Source organism: Sphingobacterium puteale, from assembly GCF_003627955.1.
Lineage (GTDB): Bacteria > Bacteroidota > Bacteroidia > Sphingobacteriales > Sphingobacteriaceae > Sphingobacterium > Sphingobacterium puteale.
Genome location: NZ_RBWS01000026.1, coordinates 70,089 through 94,039, shown reverse-complemented (window position 1 = coordinate 94,039; position 23,951 = coordinate 70,089). Strand labels below are relative to the sequence as shown.

Genomic DNA, 23,951 nt, shown 5'->3' with positions numbered 1-23,951 from the left:
CTTGTTGAAAATTTGTCATTCTCCCCTTGTCGTCAGTCGGTAATTCGAAGGGGAAACATGATATTTGTCGTGAAAACTTTTGGTAAAATTTGCTAGATCATTAAAACCACAATTAAAGGCGATATCCGTGACGCGTTCACCTGTAGCCAAAAGCAGTTGCGCCGCTCTTTCGAGCCTTTTGGTCTTAATATAGTTCGCCGGCGAATCGTCATAGAGTTTTTTAAATTCCCGTTTGAAAGAAGAAACACTTAGATTCGTTTTCTGGGCAAGTTCTTCGATTCCCAGCTGAAAAAATAGATTGGCTTCTATTATCTGTTTGAACGAATAGGTAGTAGAGGAAAAAAGTTGTGAAAGTATGACCTGAATATTTTCGGCATCCCGGGTCTGAGACAATAAAAGAATGATTTCCTTAAGCTTCAAAACAAGAATTTCATCATTTACCAATGACGGGTTTTCAAAGTAAAAAAGCAATCCCTCAATATACTTTTGGATCAGAAAATCGTTATTTACCGCACTTTTACTCTGATTGGTGACCTGATTACTGGGTTTAAAGATCAGCGGAATCTCCTTATCGTATACTTTTTTAAGGACATCAGGATGAAAGGTAACAATGATGATCTCGTTCGCTTTTTGCGAATCGGCATTTTGTATCTGCTGACCGGATGTCAGGCAATTAAGCAATAATGAACGTTGGCTTTCTATTTTCAGATGATCACTCTCTGACCGATATTCAATTTCACCCCGTAACATATAAAGGAAGCAAGCCTGTTCAGAAACCGGAAAAGCAAATTGAAAGGGTGGCTTAAAATCAACTTTCTGAATCAGTGTTTTCCCAAAAAGCTCAAATTTCTTATAGTCTGTAATCATGTAAAAAAAATAAATATTAAAAGAATGTATCGGTTCTAATTCTCCCCTTCGTCTCCAAAAATAGATAGCAAAGATGACAGAAATAACTGAAAGAACAATACCAGATCCCCCTATATACCAAAGTGGGATATAATAAAATCGGATATTTTTTGCATTTCATAAGATACAGTTTAGAATTATTTACAATTTTACCTTTATTAAAATGCATTTTCAATATAGGGGAAATTCTTTAAAAGGTAATCTTAAAACCTGTTAAAAAATTAAATCGAAATTACAGGTTTGTATTAAGTCAAGCTTTGCAAAAATCGGTTCAATTGTTTGTCAACTTAGATCAAGAGTGGACTGATTTGGGTCAGCCAAAGTGAACTGTATTAAAAATAAATCTTAGTAAGCCTTATGATTGAGGAAATAGCATCATTATCCTAACCAAAGAAATCCATAAAACCAGAACTGTAGGTTTTATGGATTTAAAATAGCCAAAATAATTATTCAATCCAAAGACATTTGGATATTTTCCTAACAATGTCATTGATTACTCAAAAATTTTAGCGCATAATATAATTATTATTTATTCTTTTTTGCTTCTTGAACTGCATTACTGAACCAATAATGAACAAAACAAAGATTATAAGGATAGTTATTCCAATGATTGGATCTTTTGGTCCCGATGCTATCGGATTTCCAACAGGCACTCTGCTAAATGTTTCATTAACGGTAGGAATTAAGGAAAGAAAAAAACTGAACGATAGAAAAAAGTTTTCTATAAACCGAAAACCATTGTTGCCCTTCTTTCTTTTATATAGAAAATAGGCAACAGATAATAAAATCACGATCAGTAATGCCAGAATATGACCTGGGTTAACCCCTTTGACACTTGATAGACCCAATGCAGTCAAGGACGAAACCAACGTGAAGTAAAAATAGATTTTTCCTGCCAGCGTATCCAGATTGATTTTACCGCTTTTTACCAGGCAAATAATTGCTGACACAATCGCTATGATTCCAATTACGGTATGAAAAATACCCAAATTTGATAAAGCCATAATTTTATGTTTTAATTTTAAATTTTCTATTGATTATTCAAAATTGCGAATCAGAAAAGATTATCTTTTTGCAGATCTGTTCAATTATTTGGCAAAATGGTTCATATTCCCTGAACCATTCATCTAAATATAAAAGCTGTTCTAGAATGTTAATCCACTAATTAATTGCTACATGCTATTTTATTGAAAATTGAAACCAATTCTACCGGTTTCGAAATCAATGAACTATGCCCTGACTCAATTTCAAAAGTATTTTTGATATTTTTTTCGGCTACCATTTGTTTCTGGAAAGAATAGCTGATGGCATTATTCTCTGTGGTATGGATGTCGTATTAATATCTCATACTGCCGATTTCATTTGCAAGTCCACTGTTCTCAAATTTACCTTCGTCCCATTTCCAACAAAACCGGATACAATTTCTCCTTTGGATCAATGAGTGCCCGCCAGGCCTCAAAACGGCTGCCGTAAGTTTCTTTAAAAATTTCGATATGCTCTTTATATGCTGTCATCGTAATATGGCATGTCCAAACTTACATAAAAACCGCTAATTACACAGATGTAACTAAGAAAGCGCACTTTTTCACGACAGATCGCTTCAAACAAGATAATCATAACTTTGAGTCACTATGCTGCAAGTAACCTGTGCGATTATTGAGCAGGCCAACAAGATACTGATCTCGCAGCGGTCGGCATCAATGGAACTTCCGTTGAAATAGGAGTACTTTAAACAAATCCCAGTCCACTAAATCAAGGTCATCGATTATCGGAAACCGCATTTCGATAGGCAGCTGAAACAAGCGGGTGCAGTCCTCCACTTTTCTTATACTAAATAAACCGAAGGTCGTAATCACTATCGATCGACGGAAAACCCCACCTTAACTTCCAGATTCACAGGCTGAAAGTGTACATACTCTTTCGCTCGTTTCCATCTCCATTAGCTTCTTGATGGTTTATGCTCTCATTTCTTCGTGCTGCATTAACTTTTCATTAACACAAAGATCGATTGTGATGCTGAAGCCTTTTTGCGTATTAAAAATAAGAGCATAAAAACAACAGCACGTCACTTATTTTCAATCAGATACCATTCTTAAGAAAAATAAAGCTTACACATAAATATAAAAATCCGCAGATAGATTTCGTAGCGGAATTCTTATATGGCATAGAATGATAACACCGCTTTTAGTCTGCTTCATTGATGTTTCTCACTTTCACTGCATGCATTGTCTTGAAAATGTCCTGCATGTATTTTCTATGATTGGCCCCAGCTAGGACTACGACTCTTTTAGCTCCTACCATCTTAGCCCGGTTGACAACATTATGACACATTCCCTCATTTCTCATGATCCACCAATGTATTTTTGACAGCATTTCTTCTTTGGGAAACCCATTCATATTATACATATCGGGCAAGTAAAAATCTCCTGAGGCGGAAATCTGTGCGGCCTCATCAGTATTCAACCATTCGGTTATCATATTTGAAGACTTTTCGATATGAGCATATTTCTCAAAACCCTTGTCAATAGCTATCAAAGCCGTTTTCAGATGATTTTTAGAGGAATCGGCTATATCTTTCCTAAACAAGACAAATTTTGCGTCAAATGCTCCCCACGATGCTTGCCAATTCAAATCATAGTCCTGGCAATCCATAGACATCAGTTCTTCTATGCCTAGCTCCTGCATCATCGGGAAGGCTATATAGGCGTATTCAGAAGTTTTTAGCCTTTTCATACTTCGTCCGGTGGTATCTACCCTAGGGCTAAGTAATTTTTCGATATAATTTTCAAATTCGGCATTAGGTTGATGCCGCAGGAAATTATAAACTTGCCAGTATTGATAATGCCCATTTGCCACATCCTGATCAAGATAATAGGCATGCGCTAAATCGGCTTTCACATGATAATCATTTGGCTGCTGCTTTGATCGTTCCTTCAAGCTGTCAACGGTATACTGCAGTAGTACTTCTTTTATAGGTCGATTGTTACTTAGTTTATGTAGCCGAGTGATATTTGGCTGTTTACACCAATATTCCATCAGCAACCGTTCGTCTTCTCTACTCAAAAACTCGCCAAAAAAGGCATCAGGCTTAAATTTTTTAATTTTATGATGGATGCTGGAAAAATCCTGGGTAGGATATTTACTATAATCATGGGAAACACCTATTAACAAAACCTCAATATCCTGTGCTTTGGCATTGATCGAGATTAAAAAAAATAAATAAAAGATATACTTCATATTTCGTATCCTATTATTCCGTTATTGGAGGTTCTTTATTCAGCTAAAAACTTGATATTACGGATTATAAGCTATATACCAAGCACTTATGTCATCTACAGAACTAAAAATACAAATAAATCTGTACAATTTTAACCGCAACGGCCAAATGTTGCTCAATTATTCTTGCTCTATGCATAATTCTAAAGATTAATATTTTCAATTCAATAATTCCTTCAATTTCTGTCCCTCTCGCTGTTTTTCGTTCCTTTTTTACAACTTTAAAAGGAAATAAAGTTATTATTGAATTTTTTAAGAATTAGTAACCATAATTGTAATTTATTCAGGAATATGATGCAAAAACACATGATATTGATACCATGAACCATGATTAAGTGGCAAACTTCCAAAAACAGCTTGGTCATTAACAAAGAAAGGAGAGCTTTCACATGGTGCTTTGTGAACAGTATTTCTTTCCAATAATGCCTTTGATCGAGTTGATTTAAACAATCTTAAAAATAATTTGGAACCTCGGATAGAACTGCCAGGATTGCGGTATCGTGATTTTCGATAGCGAAGGTAATTCAATTTTCAAGGCTAGCATAGATTATATTTAACGCCGCTCATGCAAAAGATCTTAAGTTTTTGTATAATAAATACTCATAAATTTAGAGGTTGGTTAATTTAATACAGTAAATGTAAGATAGTATTCTGCAAAATAGTGTGCTTAGAAGTACTTCTGCATGTTTAGCATATTCCTCTTCACTTTAGCAAAGCTGATTAGATACACTTTGTAATTTTTTGTAATTTTACCCCTCAATACTGGATTTTAAAACGAGATACCTTCTTTAAGAAAGATACAGATATAATGAGCAAGCTATTACGAGAACATTTTGAGAAAATAACAGCTTTAACCGATCAGGAGTTCGATTATATCCTTTCTCATTTCACGACGAAAAAACTTAAAAAGCACCAATTCCTTGTACAGGCCGGGGACCAAGTGAAATACGACTATTTTGTTGTTAAGGGTTTGCTTAAAGCTTCCTTCACCAATAATGATGGCAAAGAACATATTCTCCAGTTTGCTATGGAAGACTGGTGGGTTTCGGATTTCCAGGCTTATTTTAACCAGACCGAAGCAATCCTAGATATTGACTGCATTGAAGCCGTCGAAGTACTATGCCTTTCACTTACTAATCGCGAGAAGCTTTGCTCGGAGATGCATAAAATTGAACATTTCTTTCGCCGTAAATCTAATTTCGGATATATTGCGCTTCAAAGTAGAATCCTTTCCTTACTTAACAGCAGTGCAAAAGAACGCTATGAAGAGCTGCTACAGCGCTCTCCAATCTTATTTCAGCGAGTTCCCAAGACATTAATCGCTTCTTATCTCGGTGTTTCCAGAGAGACTTTAAGCCGCCTCTCTTCCTAACGTGATCTACATCACAAAAATTTTGTGACTTACTTCCTGTCCCACCCTTTCTACAATCATCACTTTTGTACTGTAATCAAACAGTTCAAAAATGAAAATAACATTTAAATATCTTGCCGGAAAACTTATCGCTATGGCACTTGCACTCTTTATAGGGGTTGTTAGCTCGGCAAACGCACAAGCTCCACAATCAAATAAAATGAAAAAAATTCTCTTTGTGGTCACCAGTCACGATAAAAAAGGAAGCACTAACGAACCAACAGGATATTATCTATCCGAAGTTGCCCATCCGTGGGAGGTATTGCATAACGCAGGGTACGAAATAGATTTTGTCAGCCCAAAAGGTGGTAAAGCTCCGATAGATGGATTTAATCTGGAAGACAAGGTAAATTATCTGTTCTGGAATAATACGAGATATCGGACAAAAGTCGAAAATACCATGAGTCCTAAACAAATCAAGCCAGAAGAATATGCTGCTATATTTTATGCAGGTGGTCATGGAGCAATGTGGGATCTTGCTGATAACGAAGAGCTCGCTACCATTGCCAAAAACATCTACGAAAACAACGGCATTATAGGTGCAGTTTGCCACGGACCAGCCGCATTGGTTAATATTAAACTGAGCAGTGGCAATTATCTAGTGGACGGAAAAAAAATAAATGCTTTTACCAACGAGGAAGAAAAAGCAGTGAAATTGGATAACATAGTTCCATTCTTACTTGAGACTAAACTGATAGAACAAGGTGCAATATTTGAAAAGTCAGGACTTTGGCAAGAGCACGTAACAGTAGATCAGAGAGTAGTCACCGGACAAAATCCCCAGTCTGCACATGCTGTAGGAGAAGCAATACTATCATTACTTAAATAAACATTTATATTTAAAAAAAATTATGGACTTACAACTAAACGGAAAGACAGCATTTATAAGTGGATCAACTGCAGGAATCGGTTATGCAATCGCCCAAAGGTTAGCGTCAGAAGGTGCAGATGTAATTATCAACGGTAGAACGCAGGAGGCTGTAGATAAAGCTGTTTCCAATTTAAAAAATACGTCGGGCAACATTAATATATCCGGAATCGGAGCAGATTTCGGTAAAGTTGATGATATTAATGCGCTCATCCAAAAATTACCGCACATAGATATCCTTATTAATAACGTGGGAATATTTGAACCTAAACCATTTGCTGAAATCCCGGATGAAGACTGGTTTCGCTTTTTTGATATCAATGTTATGAGTGGCGTGCGCCTTAGCCGCACCTTAGTCCCAAAAATGCAAGAAAAAAATTGGGGTCGTGTTATTTTCATTTCGAGCGAAACCGCTGTTTCGCAGGCAGAGGAAATGATTCATTATGGAATGACAAAAACAGCACAGATTTCCATCAGCCGGGGAATGTCCGAAATGACTAAAGGTACAGGAGTTACAGTAAACGCTATTTTACCGGGGCCAACAAAATCGCGCGGGATCGAAGGTTTCGTAAATGATATGGCTGCCGCAGGCAATATATCTCCAGCTGAAGCGGAAGCTAATTTCTTCAAAGATATCCGCCCAACTTCCTTAATACAGCGTTTCGCCAAAGTCGAAGAAGTCGCCGATACCGTTGCTTACTATGCAAGTCCCTTGGCCTCTGCAACAAACGGAGCAGCTATTCGCGTAGAAGGTGGAACAATTAAAGCGATTATATAATTTTTGAACTCCGTTTGCCATTAACTTTATTAGAGAAGATGGCGAACGGTTCTATTTACTTCCATCCAACGATGATCCCAGTCGCAAACTTTAGAGAAAATTCTTTCTATCCTTTCTTCGGAGCGACATCAATTGCGGGGCATTTACCGATAAGTCCGGATATTCTTTTAAATCAAAATTGTTTACAGCATTATGGGAAGAACTAAGTAAAATAAGTTAACCAAAAATCAGCAATGGTTGGCATTTGTGCCAACCATTGCTGATAATTTTATTGAAAAACCAGAATAAAACTTCTTAACTAAAGTCACGTGTACAGCATAAATCAATAACTAGTTATTCAGTTGCAATAATCTTTATTTCCACCAATTGCCCCGGTAACGCAAGTCCAGTTACACCCACCATAGTGCTGGCAACCATCTTAGGATCGGAATAATATTCTTTTTTAAAGTTCTTTCGGGCATCAAATGCCGTAGCCATATCCATAGTATAAATAACTTCTTCAACAACATGATCCATATTCATTCCGAACCTAGACAATAGTTCTTTGATATTGGCATATGTTTGTTTCATCTGCGCATCCATTCCTTCCGGTAACTCTCCCTTTTCATTGTGACCAAGCTGACCCGAGATCCAAACTGTATTTCCTTTTTTTATGGCTTGTGAATAACCGTAAATTTCCTCCCAGGGCATTCCAAAACCCTCTGCATTTTTGTTTTTGTTTGACATTTCTTGAATTTTTATAGTATTATGTTTTATAGAACTCCACGAATTTAGATTATTGAGAAGAATTTTTATTCGCCCGGTTAGACAGTTGGCAAACCTATTTTACTAATAATCTATAATTGACAACTTATAAAGCAAGGGAAACGCCAATAAATGCAAATGTTTAATTATCAATAATTTACCACAAATCATCAATAATGTAAATTACGAAATATCGTAATTTACATTATTGATTGTTGTTTTTCATAATATAGTATTTTATCTAAAAATAACCCAATTGGGGCATTTTTTTAATTTGACAACTAATCAAGTTTATAAACGAAGGTTAGATACTGATGAATTGGAAATTTTCGATGGCGCAGCATATGAGAAATATCACATTGCTAGTAGAGAGGAGCTTCTAGCTGTAATTGGTATGTTGATTCCTTGTATTGTTATATGCTTTATTTTCCTTTAGCTATCTCCGCCTAAACCTCATTTACAATTCCACAGTGACGTTCGATAGTTTGGCAATCTCCGAATTCGAAAACTTATTCGAAGACAAAAGTTTTTTTATTACCTCATCTTTTGCCTTAGCTTCACCTTGAGCTTCTCCTTCGGCTCTTTTTTCGGCCATTGCCTTTTCGCGCGCTTTTTTTAAGAGCTCCTCCTAACTGCTTCGGATGCTCTCCGCATCCCATTTATTCCTTAAACTTACATTTGTACATTTCCAGTTCCTCCGGTTTTAGTTTGCAATACTCCGCTAACTGAAACAGCTTTTCAAATATCGGTTTCCACAGATATTTTGAAAGGCCCTTTAGCGAGGACATGTTTTTTTACCTACTCACTCCTTGGATCGGGCTTTAGCGGCATCTTGACGCAGCGGATTACCTCAATAGAAGCACAGCCATATTCTACAACGACTTTGCCTTCGATCAGATAGATTTCTGCCCCACGGAGTGCCTATAGCCGCTGCCTGCAAAAGCTGAATGTAGGTGTTGACTGTATTACGGGAAATACCCAGAACGGAACCTATTTTACGGTTACTGTAAGCGTCCAGATGTGATGTGAGTATTTGTTCGTGCTTTCACCTTTTGGACGGATTTTGCGATGGAGTGTGAATCTACTGTATTTTCGAATCGTAATAGGAGTCATCGGCTGGGGAACAGCAAAACCTTCATTGGAGGCTGTTTCATCATTTTAATGGTATATTTTTTCACCAGTTGTCATTCGACTTGCTCGTATTTATACTATTTGTAATCGCGATAATATAATTATTGATAAACTTTTCCAATTCCTGTTTCGCAGCTTCTCGCCTCACTTTACCATCTGTATTGAAAAGAGCTGTCTTTACCCAAAGATTACTTTTTTTTACCAATGGATATTCAATTCCATTGTAGTTTTCGAGGTATTTATAATTTGGGGAAAACCGCAGCCGCCCATCCTTAAAGTCCATCGTAATCTTATAAAAAAAATCAAGATCATTACCTCTGCCCCAAGCCGTTGCTTTTTCTTTAATTGCATCGACGACAATCTGCTCACCTTCTATTTTTGTTGCAACTTTCTCCGGGTTATTGTAATACGAATTTACAAATTTCAGCACTGCTTTGTATAGATCACTTTGCGATTTTCCTGCAAAATTCAGGACGACATAATTCTTCGATTCGTCTGCAGCATCTACAAAGTCATTAGGAGTCAATTTCATCGACTGCGCGTTTGCAAATAACGTTGTAACTAAAAACAGTAAAACAACAAAAAGACTCTTTATCATTATCAAGCGTATTTATCTAAAATTAGGACCAATTACATGAACATCTGTTGTTACGGCAACAGATACTATGCCAAAAGTATATATTCGAATATTTAAATAAGTAAATCCCCAATGCATATTGGATTTTTATAAACTCAAAATGAATTTTTCCCTCTCATCCTCGTGAATAAGGGACTTTCTTATTCCACCTTTCCCAATACGATGCTCAAAGTGCCGCAAACAGGTAATTATCCACAAAATTTGTTTAAATAATTATTTTATTTCGCATCCGATACCTTTTCCTTTTTGTTATTCTTACATATCCTCAGAATACCGGTGGAATGCTTACGCATGTATCCTTTATTAAGTATCTTGTAGTAAGACATGGTAAAATCGAAAATGGTAATATTCTGCCTTAGGAGCCTTATTACCAGAAGAGTTTTCCGGAAAAATCAATAAAAATATTGCAGCTTAACCTGGTATCCATTTTATTGTTACAAATTCAAATGTTCGTAAAACCCATTTATCTTCTCAATCAGATAATAGGCACATTAATTATTTTTCTCAAAAAAAAGACCGATCGTTTTATTTTTTTCATATTTTTATGCCGTATTAAAATTCATGCTTGATGAAAACGATTAAATCTGAAAATACCAAACGTTTAATTATCGAAAAAACAGCATCGGTTTTTAATGTGAATGGCTATGCTGGCACATCCATAAATGATGTCATGAGCGCTACCGGCCTTTCCAAAGGTTGCATCTATGGCAATTTTGAGAATAAGGATGAGATTGCATTAAGTGTATTTGATTACAATTTTGGTAAGATAACCCAGCATATGAAAGATCGTATTTTAGCAACTGAAGATTCTATCGAAAGATTGCTGGTTTATCCCCATACCTACAAAAACTATTTCAGGTATCCCTATTTACAGGCGGGCTGCCCTATTTTAAATACTGCTACTGAGGCTGATGATACACATCCGGCACTCCGAAAACGTGTACAAAAAGCCCTTGATTTTTGGAAGACTTCCATAGAAAATCAAATCAAACGCGGTATCGATAGAAACGAAATAAAAGCAGATACCGATCCGGCCGAAATTGCAATAGTGATGATTTCAATGATCGAAGGTGCGTTTATGCAGGCAAAGGTCAACAATCATATGACAGAGCTGAATATAGCGATGTCTTTTTTAGAAAAACTGATCAGGAATTTGAAAGCATAATTTTTTTTGACCACAAAAAGACCAATCGGTTTATTTTTTTAGACAATTAAAAATATATAAACAATAAAATGGAAACATTTGATATTACCGTAATAGGCTCAGGTCCCGGCGGATATGTGGCAGCTATCAGAAGCGCTCAATTAGGTTATAAAACAGCCATCATTGAAAAGTATAATACGCTGGGTGGCACTTGTACCAACGTAGGTTGCATTCCTACAAAGGCATTGCTGGACAGCACGCATCATTATGCAGATGCGCTCAGCAGTTTCCGGGCACATGGCATTGAATATTCGGATCTCCGGCTCAATGTTGAACAGCTTTTTAAACGAAAAAGCGAGGTAGTGACCAAAAACACGCAAGGTCTGGATTTCCTGATGAGAAAAAATAAGATCACGGTTTTCAGGGGCTCAGGTTCTTTTGTCAATACTGAAACTTTAAAAATTGTACACGATGATCATATCGAAACTGTTATTAATTCAGATAAGTTCATTATTGCCACAGGGTCGAAACCGTCCAGCATTCCCGGCATTACCGTCGACAAAAAGAGGATTATCACATCTACCGAAGCGCTGGCATTGCAGGAAAAACCCGCGAGCATTGTGATCATCGGTGGCGGCGTGATCGGTGTGGAAATGGCTTCCATATTCAACAGAATCGGAACCAGAGTGACTATCTTAGAATATGCTGATAATCTTATTGCGACGATGGATAGTGAATTAGGAAAGGCTTTAACGAAGATCTTAACCAAAGAAGGCGTGGAAATCAAACTTCAGCAGGCAGTCTATAAAGCTGAAAATCTTGCCGGCACAGCTAAGGTTTATTTCAAAAATAAACAAGGGAAAGAACAAGACCTAACCGCCGACTATATCCTGGTTGCTGTCGGCAGAAAACCTTACGTAACCGGCCTGGGTTTGGAAAACACCAACGTGGAATTGAATAACAATGGTACGGTGAAAGTCAATGAATTGCTCCAGACAACAGCCCCAAACATTTACGCGATTGGAGATGTCATCGGTGGCGCGATGCTGGCGCATAAAGCAGAAGAAGAAGCAGTGTTTGTCGTGGAAAGAATCCATGGTCAGAAACCTCATATCAATTACGACCGTATCCCTTCGGTAGTGTACACCTGGCCCGAAGTGGCTTCTGTAGGCGCTACCGAAGAACAATTAAAAAAACAGGGCGTGGAATATACTATCGGTAAATTTCCTTTTTCAGTGAACGCCCGGGCCAGAGCAGGAATGGAAACGGAAGGTTTTGTAAAGGTTCTTTCCGATCCGAAATACGGTGAACTATTAGGAGTGCATATCATCGGCGCCCGTGCGGCAGATTTGATTGCACAGGCTGTTGTCGGACTGGAATATGAAGTAACCGCGAATGGTATGGCTACCATGAGTTATGCTCACCCGACTTATTCAGAGGTAATAAAAGAGGCTTATACAATAGCATCAGGAAGACCATCATTGAATATTTAATATATTTAAAGTTATTAATTTAGAATTATGTCACAACAAATCAGGCGGGCGACCAAAGAAGATTATTCAAGAATTATGGAAATTTGGGAATCCGCTGTAAGAGCTACGCACGACTTTCTTGCCCAAGAAGATTTTATTTATTTTAAAGAAGTCATCCCAAAGGATTATCTGCCCAATATCGAAGTATTTCTCCTTATTGAAAATGGGAAACCTATCGGATTTTCATCGGTATCAGAAGGAAATCTCGAAATGCTTTTTATCCACAATGACTATCGTGGGAAAGGTTATGGAAAGTGCTTATTTCAATTTATGGACGAAACAACAGGCATTACAAAGGTTGACGTCAATGAGCAAAACTATCAGGCTGTCGAATTTTATGAAAAATTAGGGTTCAGAAAAGCAGGAAGATCAGAAAAAGACAGCTCAGGTAAAGATTATCCGATTATTCATATGCTAAAATGAAATGGTCATAATTATTACAACACGCTAATTATTAAGAATAAAATATATAAAAATGATTGAAGGATTATATGAGACACACATCCAAGTAAGCAACCTGGAAAATGCGGTACAGTTTTATACTCAAATATTGGGTCTACAGCTTGCACACTATGATGAAACCAGGCCGATTGCGTTTCTTTGGATCGGAGAAAATAAAAAGGCAATGCTCGGACTTTGGGAACAACAAGGTCACCTCCATAAAAGACATTTTGCATTCAGCTGTTCCAAAGATTTTATTTTAAAAGATGCAAGTACTTTTTTAGAGAAAAACGGCTTAAAGGCTTATAATTTTCTCAAAAATGGCAGCAATGAACCAATGGTTTTTGCCTGGATGCCCGCACTTGCCCTTTATTTTGACGATCCAGACGGAAATCAACTGGAGTTTATCCATATTCTGAACGGTAAAAGCCTGCCGGAGCTTGGCGTACTCAGCTACGAGGAATGGCAAAAAATCAATTCATTTCATTAGATAAATACATATGAATATAAAAGACAACTATCTGGAAATAAACAGAGATTCGTGGAATACCAGAACCTAAATATATGCTAATAACATTAAAAATTGTCCGACCTCATTCCTGCTTTAATGGTGTCAGTGCTTTTGAATTTTTCAGCAGCACGATGTATTGAAAATAATCTAGCGTGGAAGTCCCATTCTGCGGATTGAAGCTCTCACCGAACATTCTGGACTTAATTGCTATCAGCTTCTCAGAGTTTCCATAAGGGGAATCTTCAGCATCCAACTTAAATAAAGTCATGGAATTTGGCTTAACTAGGTCCGAAAAATCAAAGATTCCTTTCACTGACATCATTGGCCCGTCTGCATTGATCCAGCTTACTTTCTGATCTTTCGGCGTTGGAAATTGCGGGTTTTTGGGGAGATACATTTCGCTTTCAAGCGTGTAGCCGACAAGGCTTTTCACCTCGAAACCCGCATTCTTTAGTCGCTCCGCAAATGGTTTTTTCCCTCCATTTGGGCCATGCTGGAGCACATGATAAAACCCAAAAAGACCATAAAATTTTTCATTTTCTAGATGATGTCTTTTCAACAAATTGGTAAAATTTTCCATCATTGCCGAATCTCTTGAGATTTTACGGGAATTGTTGTCAAAATCAGTATCAACACCTAAGACAGCGATTTTGAGGGAATCTCCCAAAGTCTGGTTGTAGTCGTAAATGGAGTTCCACTTATCCAGCAACTCTTTACTGGACTGTTGCGGAATACGTTTTTTCATCGCTGTTACAACCTCTGCGATCAATTTCTGATCTTTTGAATTTCCCGATAGAAATTTGTTCAGCTTATTGGAAGTACTACTATCCATTTCCGCAACATAATATTTTACACCCGCTTTTTTATTGAGGAATTCCAGTAAATATTGGTCCACTTTCTGATTATCAGCATAACCATGTATTTCCCCAAAAAGAAAGATCTGGGAATCATAGAAATTGGAATCAAATAAATTACCTGCTATCCTGTCAGAAATCTGTTCCCGGTTACTTTTAAGATAATCTGTAAATTTCTGATCCTTGGCACCTATAAAAATTCGGCTGCTTATATAAACAAAAAGAACAACAAGTACAAGGATGCTAAGTATTGACAAAAGGGCGTACTTGAAGAATCTCATAATTTTTCTCATAGTAATTTTCAGCCGAAACTATCATAAAAAATATAAATTTTAAAACCTTTAAAATTTATTACTTTTATTTATCTATAAACCAACACATTAAAATTAACCAGAGCCCAATACTGTAAATTATATTTATCTTTCCATAGAAATAAATACTTTAGTTTGTTAATTTCAGACAAGATAAAACAGAATGCTAATTTGAAGTGGTTACACCGGTACCTTGTTCACATATAAGTCTACATTCTTTGTTCCAAAAACTAAAATACTGCTTCCGTTACAACTGTTCCAGCTATAGCATTCAGATTTTCCTCGTTAAGCACATGCGTTGCTTTTAATGCGTTTTCACTTCGAGAAAGCGGAAGATATGTCCCAAAATCTCCTTCCTTTGGGTAGATGTTGCATGATCATCCATGTCATCATGATTCGTATGAGGTAGCCTGACGACGTGTATAGGATACTCCTTTGCTTCTGCCGCTGTCGGCAATACACCATTGTCCGCTTGTTGGTCACTTGACCGGAGGGAAAGTACCTTGACATTTCTTGACCGTGGAAGGATCATGCGCCTGTTGTCCAGCGTGATGATCTTATTCACCACACCCGGATACCTGATAGGGAATAAAGCTGACATGTCTGCGCCGTTGGAATGACCGATCAGCGTGATATTGTGATAGTTTAATTCAGGATATGATCGTTTCAGGCTAGTGATAACAAAGGCAATATTTTCAGCCCCGCGTTCCCAAAACGGACGCCGGACAACCTGAACGTTGCCGGAAGATGGAATCAGGCTGTCCGTCGGAAGCTCATGCTGTATACTGATCACAAAATAGCCTTTTAAAGCCAGTTCATCAGTTAAGTACGAGTAGGAAAGATAACTATCAGATCTGTTCTGCCCGTACCCATGACTGAATATGATCACAGGGGCGTTTTTATGCCCCGGTTTATAAATAGCCACCGGTACCCGGCGTGCGCGATGCTGGTCATAATAGCTCACTGTATCCGGTTGCTGCTGCGCATAAACCGAACGGCTAAAGAAAAGCATCAAGGCTACAAAGGCTAAAAGAAGATAATGCTTCATTGTTTTATTCCCTAAAGTATCGAATGAATCTAAGTTAACAAAAGGATCAACTTGATAATTATTTAAAATCAAATAATTCCATCTGGGCTTCGCTGATCATCGTCTGCGATATTGCCGTTTTTTTATCATGGGAATTCTGTTCGTGATCATCAATTGGCGGGTCGAGATGAAAGGAGAACCTGGCTAATTTTTGACCCTGCCCTGCTCATCACCGGCCCCAGTCTGGTTATGCTTTCGTTGGCCGGCCACCGTGTTTCCAAACCTGAGACTTAAGGTGAGCAACACAGCCCTCGTATCACTAAGCGTTCTGAAACTTGCTGTCGTGCGGTCCAGGTTTCCGATTTCGCCCCTATTGACACCAGTGTTCAAGACATCCATAAAGCTCAATCTTAAAGTCGCGTGCGGAGAGATGGTCTTAGCAGTTGCGATATTCAATCTTCCCCTGGAGGCCAGCGTGAACTGAGCATTGGTCTGCCTGCTTTGATAGTTACCATCCATTTGCAGGTTCCAGCCTTTCTTGAGTTTAAACTGAACAATGCCTTGTCCGGAATAATTTGTGCTTCTGGTATCCAGCCTACCGGTGTAAAAATCGCTACGCGAACTGATATGGGAGACATCTGCACTGAACTGCATGCTCAGCCAATTGGCGGGTTGAAAACCCGCATCGACATTGACCCCATAAACTTTGGTCGAGCCTATATTGCCCGGACGGTCATAATAATAGCCGTTGATGATCTCGATGGTCTCATTTACCCGATCACGCGTATCACTATAGCTGATCGTAGCTGTGAACCGGTTTTTATAGATATAGCTCAGTTCAAAATTGCCGGAGTAAGAGGGCTGCAGATAAGGATTACCTACGTAATAGGTGTATTTGTCCAACGGTGAGATGAATGGGTTCAGGTCCTGATAATAGGGACGGTCTATCCGGCGGCCATAATTGAATTTGAGCTGATGGCCGCCAAGTGTATCCAGCTTGTAAAGCAGGAACATCGTCGGAAACAGGCCCGTGTAGTTCCGGTTAAAGGCAGAGTCCTGTTTTTCAGGATTACCTAACTGATGGCCTCTGGAGTCTGTATTTTCCAGACGAAGACCTGCTTGTATACTAAATCGCTTAAAGTCTTTGTTCAGGTTTACATACCCGGCACTGATCACTTCCTTGTACAGGAAATGGTTTGTCTTGTTATAGTCCGGAGTAGCATTCCCACCGTTAACATTAAAGTAATTCGCCTGGTTATTGGTATTTGTAAAACTGCTTTTGGCTCCCGCTTCCAGTTTCCAGCCTTTTTTAAGCAGCTGGCTATAATCGGCTTTGGCGGCATAGATACGTATAATCGTGGGCAATTGCCCGCTCAGCTGATCCTTAGCTATAAGATCGCCGGCCGCGGAGTAATTTTGGTTAATAAAGGTCTGATCATTGTTGGTATTGTATTTTAGGTAATCAAGATTTGCACTGAGCTCAGGGCCATTTTTACGGAATGAATGTTTGTAGTTAAGGTTGATAGCACCGTTCTTAAATTTACCCTGCTCATTGTTTTGAGACAGGATACTTGAGTCGGCCAGGCCGATGGCATTGTAAAGCTTTCCCATGCTGTTGTTACCGTTTTTGGGTGATCGGATCAAACCTATAAATAGCACACCGAAGGTAGTTTGCTCGGACGCATACAAATCCATACCGAGCGTCGCTTTATAGCCGTCCCCCTGTCTTCTGATATAGGAATTTTGTGCAAATTCCCCGGAATAGTTACCTGCATCATAAAAATACCGACGGTTAATATCGACATCGTTATAACTGTTGCGCAGCGTGTAGGCCAGGTTACCGAAGATGTTGATCTTATTTTTTCGGAAGTTGAAGTCTATACTGTTGTTGGTGCTGCTGTAGCGGCTTTGACGATAACCGAGGTTTAGTCCTAAGTTAAATCCTGCGACCTTTTTCTTTTTGGTTTTAATATTGATGATTCCTGCGTTACCCGCAGCATCGTATTTGGCAGGTGGATTCGTCATCAGTTCGATCTGTTCCAGTGAAGAGGATGGCAGGGAACGCAAGTAGTTTTCCAGATCGCTGCCAGATAGGTAGGCAGGCTTGTCATCAATAAATACCGCTACCCCTGTTTTGCCGCGCAGGCTGATGGCGCCACCCTGGTCAATTCTAACTCCCGGAGACTTTTCCAGTACGTCAAGGGCCGTGGTACCGGAATTACTGATCAGGGCATCCACATTGACTACCGTCCGATCTATCTTCTGCTGCAGGAACGAGTGCTGCGCGGTCACTACCACTTCATTTAATGATTTGTTAACGGAATGCAAGATAACCAATGGGATCTCTATCAGCGGATGCTCTTCATCAACCACAATAGGTTCGGACTTAAAGGTTAACATACCCATCATCGTGATGATCAAACGGTATTGTCCGATCTTTATACCTTCAAATTTATAAATACCATCGGCTGATGCCAGTTCATATTTAACGGCGACAGAGTCGGTTAGCCTGCTCAGTGTTACGGTGGCACCATCCGCGGGTTTGCCGCTTGCTTCCTTGATGGCCCCAGTGATATTGCCGGTCATGGCCTGAGCACTTGAAAGATTCGGCGCAAAGCATAGCCCGGCAACCAACATGATGGCTACAAATAGTGATTTCATGTAAATAGTGCTAGTGAGTGTTTTTGCTGCGTTTAAGGTTTATCGCGGGATGATCTGGTACCTGATGTCCTGATACATTCTTTTGATGCGGGTCATTGCCTCGGCGTTGTTTTTTTCCTTTTGGGCTTCGACTTTTAATCCGCCGTTTGTCAGCGTATAATGAACGGCAGCTTGCTCCTTAACAGGCAACTGCCCGTTGGCTTCTAGGCAGCTGTCGATGAAGCGCTTTACTGTCGCGGTTCGTCTATGATCAAAACTCGCCGCCAGTGTATAGGTATCGCGGCTCTCTTGCACAGCGACATTGGTGCTACCGGGATGAAAATTGATAAGTAAAACGGCAAAACAGGTGCCCAAGGATACTAAAATGATCGTGATGACCAGTGTAAGTGTTTTCATGTTTGATAATTTCGGGGCATAGTGATCCCATGCCAGTCTATAGCTTTAGTTTTTAACAAGAGAGTTTAGGAATAAACTGATGGAGGTCAGTCGCTGATACGTCTGATCAGGAAATAGAAGCCGAGATACCCCACCGCCACGCTGAGCGCCATTGCCGATAAGGTGTAAACTCCGTTCAGCTGGTAAAATCCGACGATCGCCAGGCCGATCGCGGCAGTGGTCAGTACGCAGAACCATTTCAGCGCATTCGGTTGTTGCGTGCTGTTGTTTGTTAATATCTGGGCAACAACTGTATCTGAAGTTCCGGACTCAATGATCTTCTTTTTTAATCGGTTGTCGAACCAGGTCTTGATGAGTGCCAAAATAAAATTGGTCAGCAGATAGATCAATACCAGGATCACAGTGCTTCGCATCAATTCCTGGAAGGTCGGTTGATCGTTCATTGGTGTTGAGTTGCCCTGCGCTCGACTGACAGTTGCAGTAGCGATGAGCAGGAAAAGTGTGAATATCTTTTTCATTTTATATCTCTTTGTTTATACCAGATTAGACCGGTCAGCACTATTAAAGTTGCAATGTTTTTTCAGATAACAGGGTGCGCATTCTTTGCCGATAGGACCGGAACAATTCGAAGCTTTGAATGATCAGCACCAATGCCGCAACCACGGCAGTCATAGGAAGGATCATGCCAGACATACCTTTTGCCAGCGCAGTCAAGGTAGACCAGAAATAAGTTATAGAAAACGCAACTACGAGTGCTGAAATGCAGCCAGTGATGACGGCAAACCAGGGGAAAACTCTTGTTGGTTCCGGAAGTTGTTCCAGGATCAACACGGAAAGATCGAAGTCAAATGCAGGGCGCTGTTCCGTTGCTATCCCCTGAAAAAGCAGCCGATAATTTGCTATTTTCGCCGCGCAATGGTCGCAACTTAAAACATGTGCTGTCTTTTCGGGCCCAAGCGTTTTAGGTTCCGTTAAATATTGTTGTAGTTCCGTGTCCGTTAAATGAATCATTTTCATAACTCGTCTCTTTTATAGTTTTTGAGTATATTTTCTCGCAGTTGCTTCCTCGCCCGGAAGATATAGTTTTTGACCGTGCCTTCCGGTAACGCCGTAATCTCAGCGATCTCGGCATAGCTTAATTCTTCCTGGTGATAAAGCGATATCAGTGTTTTATATAATGGTTGCAACTGATCCAGTTTTTTGTTCAGGACAGTTTTAAGGTACTGTTGAGACAGAAGTGCTTCGGCATTGTCGCTTTCGTCGGGCAGTTGATGCTCATCTCCTTCATCGTTTGTGCCATAATTTTCAAGTAGGACCAGCCGCCTTTTTTCGAGGTAATGCAAACAGGTATTGTAAGCGATCTGGCCGACCCAGGTAGATAGCTTTGACTTGAATTTAAATCCGCCTATATTCTTAAAGGCCTTCAGGTAGATATCCTGTGCTATATCTTTACGGTCACCGGGACTGCTGATCATTTTGAAAGTGATCTGCGCGACCAATCCTTCGGTCTGCTTAATCAGCATTCCAAAAGCATGGCGATCGCCGCGCAACACGGCGTTTACCATTTCTCTGTCGGTTAAGATATCTTGCTTTAAGTTGCTCACCTCTAATTAGACCGGCTTCCGGAAATAAAGTTGCAATAAATTTAGCGAGTGTATTTGATATCACGAGCAGTTTCCAGTACAAAATGATATTTTCTACCAATAGCAGCTCCCCTCCTTTTGCATTAAGAATTATGTAGGTATGGTGGCATTTGCCAGATGCATCCTTGTAGCCAAGACGTGCATCTTTGCATGTTTCTTGTTTTTGACATAATAGGGGAATAAATCCCCATTCCATTTGCACGATGTCAAAATTACATTTGTCAGCTGATGGCTTGAACACCTCAATATTTCCATAGCCAAAACGATCATGAATTTCCTGCTCTAAAAAATCATAATTCATCACTGATTTTTCAAAGACAATAAGGCATATAAACTCAGCTCTTGATACTCTTTACTTAAATGTGGTCACATTTAAGTAAAGAGTATCATTTTCAGATTATCAGGACATAATTAATTTAAAAGGTTGCCTTTTTTCATTTCACCCAATGTATAATCTACTGCCCGTGCTGTCATGGCCATATAGGAGAGTGAAGGATTCTGAGTTGATGTGGAGGTCATGCAGGCTCCATCCGTGATAAATACATTTTTGCAGGCATGCATCTGGTTCCATTCATTTAGCAGCGAACTCTTGGGATCTCGTCCCATGCGAACGCCTCCCATTTCATGAATATCCAACCCGGGAGCCTGCTTATACGTTGACGAATGAATATTGCTAAACCCTGCCTTTTTATACATCTCTGTAAACTGTTCAACAAAATCCCGCGACATTTTATCGTCATTGTCGCCGTATCCGATGGCTATATTGAGCAAAGGGACACCCCAGACATCGTGATCATTTCCATCAAGAAAACCCCCTATTTTCGCTCTTTGGTATGGTTTCACCCATCATCTGGGCACCAACCCACCGATGTCCCAGTTTTGGATTCAACAGATTATCCCGCAGATCTTTTCCGGTAGACGAGGTGTCCTGATAAGTGGAACGGGAAGCGCCAAAACCAGTAGCATAACCTCTCAAGGAGTTTGTTTCCTGCCGGTGCAAAACTCTGAGCCGAGGTATATACCCGCCTCTGGCGGGGTTTCTACCATCTATTTTATAGGCATTCAGCTCACCGTCATAATCGGCATATACGCGGGTACTGTAATTATGATATGCAACATATTGTCCCGACACACCACTGTCAATCCCTAAACCATTCAGAAACCGTCTGATCTTGAGTTGAGAAGGATGAGATTCGTATTAATGGCACCGGCATTGACAAAGATGATCTTGGCGTAATATTCAAAACTTTCTTTCGTGGCAGCATCTACGATGCGCACGCCTTTAGCCTTTTGAGTCTGTCCATCATAAATGATTGACTCTACAACGGAAAAAGACCTCAGGGTCATGTTTCCTGTTTTCTCGGCCCAGGGTAAAATGACCGCATTCGAACTGAAATAGCCACCGTAGGTCTATCCCTTTATTTTTCTGATATTTGCTTTTACAAAATGGCCTTGCAAATCGAATAGTAGACTATCGCTACCCAGAATATCAATCCGGTAAATATTATACTCTTTTTCAATGCATTGAATCAGACTTGCAGGGTGGTTTTTGATAATGTAAGATAGCATATTTCTTCTGATATCTTGGGCAGACAGTGTTCCTTCTACCCCTCTTATTAAATTCCAATTAGTCATATCACTCAAGATTTAATTTAAATATTATGATAACCTAAACTATATTTCAATTTAGGAAAGAATTGGGAAAGCTCTTTTAGTTCTGAAATAAGATTAACAAATCGAATATAAGCTGTGCCTTGTCGTCATCATCGGTAAATACACAGAATTCTAGATTAAATTGAATAGAAATTATTTTAAGAAATACAATTAATGATTTACTAATACTCAGTTAACTTGAGGCATCGTTTTGTAGCACTACCATAGCGTAATTACTAGTGTGTGTTTCCCTTCTCCGATCCTGACAGAAGCTCTATTCCCTTGGATCTGGTGCCGGCTTCGCTGCTGAATAATATCACGGTACATAAAACCGTTACACCCGATAAACCCGCCGATGCTGTGCCTCTGGGATTGTGAAACTTAAAACAAAGTCAGTTTACCAGGGAATGGTCACAGTCAATTCGGATATCTACGGTTACCGGCATACCAAACTGGTAAAACTGCGGGGCATATCGTTCGATCATACATCTTTTTTGAAGTCTGGCAACAAGATGCTTCTTTAAAGAAGATATTAAACAATTGATCAGCTTTAGTTTACGAAAGGAAGTCTCTCTGGGATGTAAAAGTTTTTTGGTAAAACGGTGGTTGCTCACGAAAGAGCTTTGCTACTTTTGATAGTGGCGTAAAGAAAATTAGTTTAAAAAAAGCAAACGATCAAAGCTCCTCTTGTGTTCAACTCAAAAACTATGACGACCTTTATTTTCAATACAAAATATCTAAGGTTAACTGCCCGAGAGATGTCTGCAATGTTGTGTCTTATGTCTGTGGTCCTGCTAATACTTTTGGGCAGTTGCCATGAAGACGATAGTCCGGCACCTGAGCAGGCACACCTAAAGGTCAAGGTAAAAAGCGACGGTGATCAGTATGATGCAGTCTATCTCAGTATACTACAACTATGGACCCGCACATCTGCGGGGGGAGGAAAAATCGAGGCGAATAAAAAATTAAACATCCTAGGGATACAAAAGGATAGCATCATTGCAGGAGGACATGTCCCCCATGGCAACATACAGGAAATTATGCTAAAAGTAGTCCCTAATGGAAATCAAATAGTTATAGATGCAGTTCCCTATCCTTTAGAGATGCCACAAGGACAATTTATTGCCGTTAATATCGCGGGGGATAAACTGCTCATGCCAAATGCAACACATACCTTGATGCTTGATATTAATCTATCAGATTTTATCAATAAGACGGTTAATGGAAAATTTGTGATTAATCCTAACATAACCGCGGTATTGGATTAACACAATATTCAAATGGTTACAGCTCACTTTCACCGATCAGGCGAAATGTCTGGTGGATCAAACAGCTAATCAGCTTGGTGTTGCGTAAGAAAATCGGGCTCAAAGTCCAACAGTTCTTCTGTGAGGCTACTCATTCCCAGGATCAGATTGTAGAGACATTTTTGCACAGCTATATACGGACAATCATATTCTAAAACGACTTTACCTTCGATCAGATAGATGCTAGTGCCATGGAGTGGAGTCTACCTAGGTGCTGCGAGTGTTTAGAGGGGAAATTCAATTCGATCTATGTTTCAGAAATGTGATATTGAATTCATGAAATCCATAAGAATAATAATTACCATTTGTAACCGTTATATTACAATAGAACTTTTAAAAGAGTATTAATGTTTTACTAGTTTTTGAATAATATGAATTTCTCATCCTTCAAAATATAACATCATGAACGGAATCATATTTCAAGGAAAAAGTCTCAATGTTGGGTGTACGGCAAAATTCCTGTTCGAACCAGAAGTAAGTATAGAAAATATTCCGGCAATAGCAGAACTTAGCACTGGTGAAAAAGCATATGCTGAAATACTTAGAGATACCACTCCTCTGATAACAGTCCGAGTAGGTGAATATTTAAACGGAAAAGGGAAGAGAACCAGTGAAACAACCTGGATTCTCTCCTATAATCATAAATTAAAATCATGGCAAATAACGAAGAGCCTCACCACAAAATAGCTTTTAGTTTATTTGTTGAGGATACTAAAGTTA

General features: G+C 39.2%; 28 protein-coding genes. 9 read left to right on the top strand and 19 right to left on the bottom strand.

What is annotated here, in order from left to right:
- Positions 1–15: 15 nt before the first annotated feature.
- From D7322_RS25715 to D7322_RS25700, 4 genes are all read right to left on the bottom strand, one after another.
- Positions 16–867, bottom strand: coding sequence for a helix-turn-helix domain-containing protein (locus D7322_RS25715; protein WP_121127047.1), 852 nt, complete (start codon positions 865–867; stop codon positions 16–18).
- A gap of 545 nt (positions 868–1,412) precedes the next feature.
- Entirely contained in the window at positions 1,413–1,910 is a 498-nt protein-coding gene (locus D7322_RS25710) for a hypothetical protein (protein ID WP_121127046.1), read from the bottom strand.
- 381 nt (positions 1,911–2,291) lie between these two features.
- Positions 2,292–2,420 (bottom strand): hypothetical protein, encoded by a 129-nt coding sequence (locus D7322_RS29150; protein WP_262707666.1) that lies wholly within the window; start codon positions 2,418–2,420, stop codon positions 2,292–2,294.
- 670 nt (positions 2,421–3,090) lie between these two features.
- Complete coding sequence (locus D7322_RS25700; protein WP_121127045.1) at positions 3,091–4,143, bottom strand: DUF5694 domain-containing protein; 1,053 nt, start codon at positions 4,141–4,143, stop codon at positions 3,091–3,093.
- 847 nt (positions 4,144–4,990) lie between these two features.
- Between D7322_RS25700 and D7322_RS25695 the strand changes: the two genes are divergently transcribed.
- The 3 genes from D7322_RS25695 to D7322_RS25685 all read left to right on the top strand — a co-directional run bounded on the left by D7322_RS25695 (position 4,991) and on the right by D7322_RS25685 (position 7,239).
- Positions 4,991–5,554: a Crp/Fnr family transcriptional regulator gene (locus D7322_RS25695; RefSeq protein WP_121127044.1), complete on the top strand. Its 564-nt coding sequence runs from the start codon at positions 4,991–4,993 to the stop codon at positions 5,552–5,554.
- A 91-nt stretch (positions 5,555–5,645) separates the two neighbouring features.
- Entirely contained in the window at positions 5,646–6,422 is a 777-nt protein-coding gene (locus D7322_RS25690; protein ID WP_245971475.1) for a type 1 glutamine amidotransferase domain-containing protein, read from the top strand.
- Between the two features lie 22 nt (positions 6,423–6,444).
- On the top strand, positions 6,445–7,239 hold the full coding sequence (locus tag D7322_RS25685) for an SDR family NAD(P)-dependent oxidoreductase (RefSeq protein WP_121127043.1): 795 nt from the start codon (positions 6,445–6,447) through the stop codon (positions 7,237–7,239).
- Positions 7,240–7,572: 333 nt separating this feature from the next.
- Here the strand turns inward: D7322_RS25685 and D7322_RS25680 are convergent, their stop codons facing one another.
- The 3 genes from D7322_RS25680 to D7322_RS25670 all read right to left on the bottom strand — a co-directional run bounded on the left by D7322_RS25680 (position 7,573) and on the right by D7322_RS25670 (position 9,712).
- Complete coding sequence (locus tag D7322_RS25680) at positions 7,573–7,965, bottom strand: Rid family hydrolase (protein ID WP_121127042.1); 393 nt, start codon at positions 7,963–7,965, stop codon at positions 7,573–7,575.
- A gap of 475 nt (positions 7,966–8,440) precedes the next feature.
- Entirely contained in the window at positions 8,441–8,578 is a 138-nt protein-coding gene (locus D7322_RS28655) for a hypothetical protein (protein ID WP_183078848.1), read from the bottom strand.
- Positions 8,579–9,157: 579 nt separating this feature from the next.
- Positions 9,158–9,712 (bottom strand): DUF4468 domain-containing protein, encoded by a 555-nt coding sequence (locus D7322_RS25670; protein WP_121127040.1) that lies wholly within the window; start codon positions 9,710–9,712, stop codon positions 9,158–9,160.
- A gap of 607 nt (positions 9,713–10,319) precedes the next feature.
- On the opposite strand from D7322_RS25670, the gene D7322_RS25665 reads away from it, so the two are divergent.
- From D7322_RS25665 to D7322_RS25650, 4 genes are all read left to right on the top strand, one after another.
- Complete coding sequence (locus D7322_RS25665) at positions 10,320–10,916, top strand: TetR/AcrR family transcriptional regulator (protein WP_121127039.1); 597 nt, start codon at positions 10,320–10,322, stop codon at positions 10,914–10,916.
- 68 nt (positions 10,917–10,984) lie between these two features.
- Complete coding sequence (lpdA, locus tag D7322_RS25660; RefSeq protein WP_121127038.1) at positions 10,985–12,388, top strand: dihydrolipoyl dehydrogenase; 1,404 nt, start codon at positions 10,985–10,987, stop codon at positions 12,386–12,388.
- Between the two features lie 27 nt (positions 12,389–12,415).
- Complete coding sequence (locus tag D7322_RS25655; protein ID WP_121127037.1) at positions 12,416–12,850, top strand: GNAT family N-acetyltransferase; 435 nt, start codon at positions 12,416–12,418, stop codon at positions 12,848–12,850.
- Positions 12,851–12,902: 52 nt separating this feature from the next.
- Positions 12,903–13,358, top strand: a complete 456-nt coding sequence (locus tag D7322_RS25650) for a VOC family protein (RefSeq protein WP_121127036.1) — start codon at positions 12,903–12,905, stop codon at positions 13,356–13,358.
- A 103-nt stretch (positions 13,359–13,461) separates the two neighbouring features.
- Here the strand turns inward: D7322_RS25650 and D7322_RS25645 are convergent, their stop codons facing one another.
- The 12 genes from D7322_RS25645 to D7322_RS29020 form a co-directional block, all read right to left on the bottom strand.
- Positions 13,462–14,514, bottom strand: coding sequence for a hypothetical protein (locus D7322_RS25645; RefSeq protein WP_245971474.1), 1,053 nt, complete (start codon positions 14,512–14,514; stop codon positions 13,462–13,464).
- A 334-nt stretch (positions 14,515–14,848) separates the two neighbouring features.
- On the bottom strand, positions 14,849–15,592 hold the full coding sequence (locus tag D7322_RS25640; RefSeq protein WP_121127034.1) for an alpha/beta hydrolase: 744 nt from the start codon (positions 15,590–15,592) through the stop codon (positions 14,849–14,851).
- 183 nt (positions 15,593–15,775) lie between these two features.
- On the bottom strand, positions 15,776–18,232 hold the full coding sequence (locus D7322_RS25635) for a TonB-dependent receptor (RefSeq protein ID WP_121127033.1): 2,457 nt from the start codon (positions 18,230–18,232) through the stop codon (positions 15,776–15,778).
- Positions 18,233–18,271: 39 nt separating this feature from the next.
- Positions 18,272–18,628, bottom strand: coding sequence for a hypothetical protein (locus tag D7322_RS25630; protein WP_121127032.1), 357 nt, complete (start codon positions 18,626–18,628; stop codon positions 18,272–18,274).
- A gap of 86 nt (positions 18,629–18,714) precedes the next feature.
- Positions 18,715–19,146 (bottom strand): hypothetical protein, encoded by a 432-nt coding sequence (locus D7322_RS25625; protein ID WP_121127031.1) that lies wholly within the window; start codon positions 19,144–19,146, stop codon positions 18,715–18,717.
- A gap of 43 nt (positions 19,147–19,189) precedes the next feature.
- Positions 19,190–19,645 carry a hypothetical protein gene (locus D7322_RS25620; RefSeq protein WP_121127030.1) on the bottom strand — a complete coding sequence of 152 codons (456 nt, stop codon included), beginning with the start codon at positions 19,643–19,645 and terminating at the stop codon, positions 19,190–19,192.
- Positions 19,642–20,193, bottom strand: coding sequence for an RNA polymerase sigma factor (locus tag D7322_RS25615; RefSeq protein WP_121127029.1), 552 nt, complete (start codon positions 20,191–20,193; stop codon positions 19,642–19,644). Before D7322_RS25615 ends, D7322_RS25620 begins: the two co-directional genes overlap by 4 nt.
- On the bottom strand, positions 20,141–20,572 hold the full coding sequence (locus tag D7322_RS25610; RefSeq protein ID WP_121127028.1) for a hypothetical protein: 432 nt from the start codon (positions 20,570–20,572) through the stop codon (positions 20,141–20,143). Before D7322_RS25610 ends, D7322_RS25615 begins: the two co-directional genes overlap by 53 nt.
- Before the next feature lie 110 nt (positions 20,573–20,682).
- On the bottom strand, positions 20,683–21,114 hold the full coding sequence (locus D7322_RS29035; RefSeq protein WP_245971473.1) for a GMC family oxidoreductase: 432 nt from the start codon (positions 21,112–21,114) through the stop codon (positions 20,683–20,685).
- On the bottom strand, positions 21,074–21,403 hold the full coding sequence (locus D7322_RS29030) for a hypothetical protein (RefSeq protein ID WP_245971472.1): 330 nt from the start codon (positions 21,401–21,403) through the stop codon (positions 21,074–21,076). Before D7322_RS29030 ends, D7322_RS29035 begins: the two co-directional genes overlap by 41 nt.
- 23 nt (positions 21,404–21,426) lie before the next feature.
- On the bottom strand, positions 21,427–21,648 hold the full coding sequence (locus tag D7322_RS29025; protein ID WP_262707667.1) for a GMC family oxidoreductase N-terminal domain-containing protein: 222 nt from the start codon (positions 21,646–21,648) through the stop codon (positions 21,427–21,429).
- Between the two features lie 33 nt (positions 21,649–21,681).
- Positions 21,682–21,906 carry a hypothetical protein gene (locus D7322_RS29020; protein WP_121127027.1) on the bottom strand — a complete coding sequence of 75 codons (225 nt, stop codon included), beginning with the start codon at positions 21,904–21,906 and terminating at the stop codon, positions 21,682–21,684.
- 725 nt (positions 21,907–22,631) lie between these two features.
- Here D7322_RS29020 and D7322_RS25595 point away from each other — a divergent pair.
- Positions 22,632–23,192, top strand: a complete 561-nt coding sequence (locus tag D7322_RS25595) for a DUF4382 domain-containing protein (RefSeq protein WP_121127026.1) — start codon at positions 22,632–22,634, stop codon at positions 23,190–23,192.
- A 441-nt stretch (positions 23,193–23,633) separates the two neighbouring features.
- Positions 23,634–23,918 (top strand): hypothetical protein, encoded by a 285-nt coding sequence (locus D7322_RS25590; RefSeq protein WP_121127025.1) that lies wholly within the window; start codon positions 23,634–23,636, stop codon positions 23,916–23,918.
- Positions 23,919–23,951 lie beyond the last annotated feature (33 nt).

What these genes read in the sequence shown, in the direction of transcription:
- D7322_RS25630 (WP_121127032.1), bottom strand. Translation starts at nt 18,628, where the DNA reads ATGAAAACACTTACACTGGTCATCACGATCATTTTAGTATCCTTGGGC.
- D7322_RS25670 (WP_121127040.1), bottom strand. Translation starts at nt 9,712, where the DNA reads ATGATAAAGAGTCTTTTTGTTGTTTTACTGTTTTTAGTTACAACGTTA.
- D7322_RS29020 (WP_121127027.1), bottom strand. Translation starts at nt 21,906, where the DNA reads ATGACTAATTGGAATTTAATAAGAGGGGTAGAAGGAACACTGTCTGCC.
- D7322_RS25635 (WP_121127033.1), bottom strand. Translation starts at nt 18,232, where the DNA reads ATGAAATCACTATTTGTAGCCATCATGTTGGTTGCCGGGCTATGCTTT.
- D7322_RS25595 (WP_121127026.1), top strand. Translation starts at nt 22,632, where the DNA reads ATGACGACCTTTATTTTCAATACAAAATATCTAAGGTTAACTGCCCGA.
- D7322_RS25625 (WP_121127031.1), bottom strand. Translation starts at nt 19,146, where the DNA reads ATGAAAAAGATATTCACACTTTTCCTGCTCATCGCTACTGCAACTGTC.
- D7322_RS25715 (WP_121127047.1), bottom strand. Translation starts at nt 867, where the DNA reads ATGATTACAGACTATAAGAAATTTGAGCTTTTTGGGAAAACACTGATT.
- D7322_RS29150 (WP_262707666.1), bottom strand. Translation starts at nt 2,420, where the DNA reads ATGACAGCATATAAAGAGCATATCGAAATTTTTAAAGAAACTTACGGC.
- D7322_RS25645 (WP_245971474.1), bottom strand. Translation starts at nt 14,514, where the DNA reads ATGAGATTCTTCAAGTACGCCCTTTTGTCAATACTTAGCATCCTTGTA.
- D7322_RS25690 (WP_245971475.1), top strand. Translation starts at nt 5,646, where the DNA reads ATGAAAATAACATTTAAATATCTTGCCGGAAAACTTATCGCTATGGCA.
- D7322_RS25665 (WP_121127039.1), top strand. Translation starts at nt 10,320, where the DNA reads ATGAAAACGATTAAATCTGAAAATACCAAACGTTTAATTATCGAAAAA.
- D7322_RS25695 (WP_121127044.1), top strand. Translation starts at nt 4,991, where the DNA reads ATGAGCAAGCTATTACGAGAACATTTTGAGAAAATAACAGCTTTAACC.
- D7322_RS25610 (WP_121127028.1), bottom strand. Translation starts at nt 20,572, where the DNA reads ATGAATTATGATTTTTTAGAGCAGGAAATTCATGATCGTTTTGGCTAT.
- D7322_RS25640 (WP_121127034.1), bottom strand. Translation starts at nt 15,592, where the DNA reads ATGAAGCATTATCTTCTTTTAGCCTTTGTAGCCTTGATGCTTTTCTTT.
- lpdA (WP_121127038.1), top strand. Translation starts at nt 10,985, where the DNA reads ATGGAAACATTTGATATTACCGTAATAGGCTCAGGTCCCGGCGGATAT.
- D7322_RS25620 (WP_121127030.1), bottom strand. Translation starts at nt 19,645, where the DNA reads ATGAAAATGATTCATTTAACGGACACGGAACTACAACAATATTTAACG.
- D7322_RS25710 (WP_121127046.1), bottom strand. Translation starts at nt 1,910, where the DNA reads ATGGCTTTATCAAATTTGGGTATTTTTCATACCGTAATTGGAATCATA.
- D7322_RS25685 (WP_121127043.1), top strand. Translation starts at nt 6,445, where the DNA reads ATGGACTTACAACTAAACGGAAAGACAGCATTTATAAGTGGATCAACT.
- D7322_RS25680 (WP_121127042.1), bottom strand. Translation starts at nt 7,965, where the DNA reads ATGTCAAACAAAAACAAAAATGCAGAGGGTTTTGGAATGCCCTGGGAG.
- D7322_RS28655 (WP_183078848.1), bottom strand. Translation starts at nt 8,578, where the DNA reads ATGGCCGAAAAAAGAGCCGAAGGAGAAGCTCAAGGTGAAGCTAAGGCA.
- D7322_RS25655 (WP_121127037.1), top strand. Translation starts at nt 12,416, where the DNA reads ATGTCACAACAAATCAGGCGGGCGACCAAAGAAGATTATTCAAGAATT.
- D7322_RS25590 (WP_121127025.1), top strand. Translation starts at nt 23,634, where the DNA reads ATGAACGGAATCATATTTCAAGGAAAAAGTCTCAATGTTGGGTGTACG.
- D7322_RS25700 (WP_121127045.1), bottom strand. Translation starts at nt 4,143, where the DNA reads ATGAAGTATATCTTTTATTTATTTTTTTTAATCTCGATCAATGCCAAA.
- D7322_RS25650 (WP_121127036.1), top strand. Translation starts at nt 12,903, where the DNA reads ATGATTGAAGGATTATATGAGACACACATCCAAGTAAGCAACCTGGAA.
- D7322_RS25615 (WP_121127029.1), bottom strand. Translation starts at nt 20,193, where the DNA reads ATGGTAAACGCCGTGTTGCGCGGCGATCGCCATGCTTTTGGAATGCTG.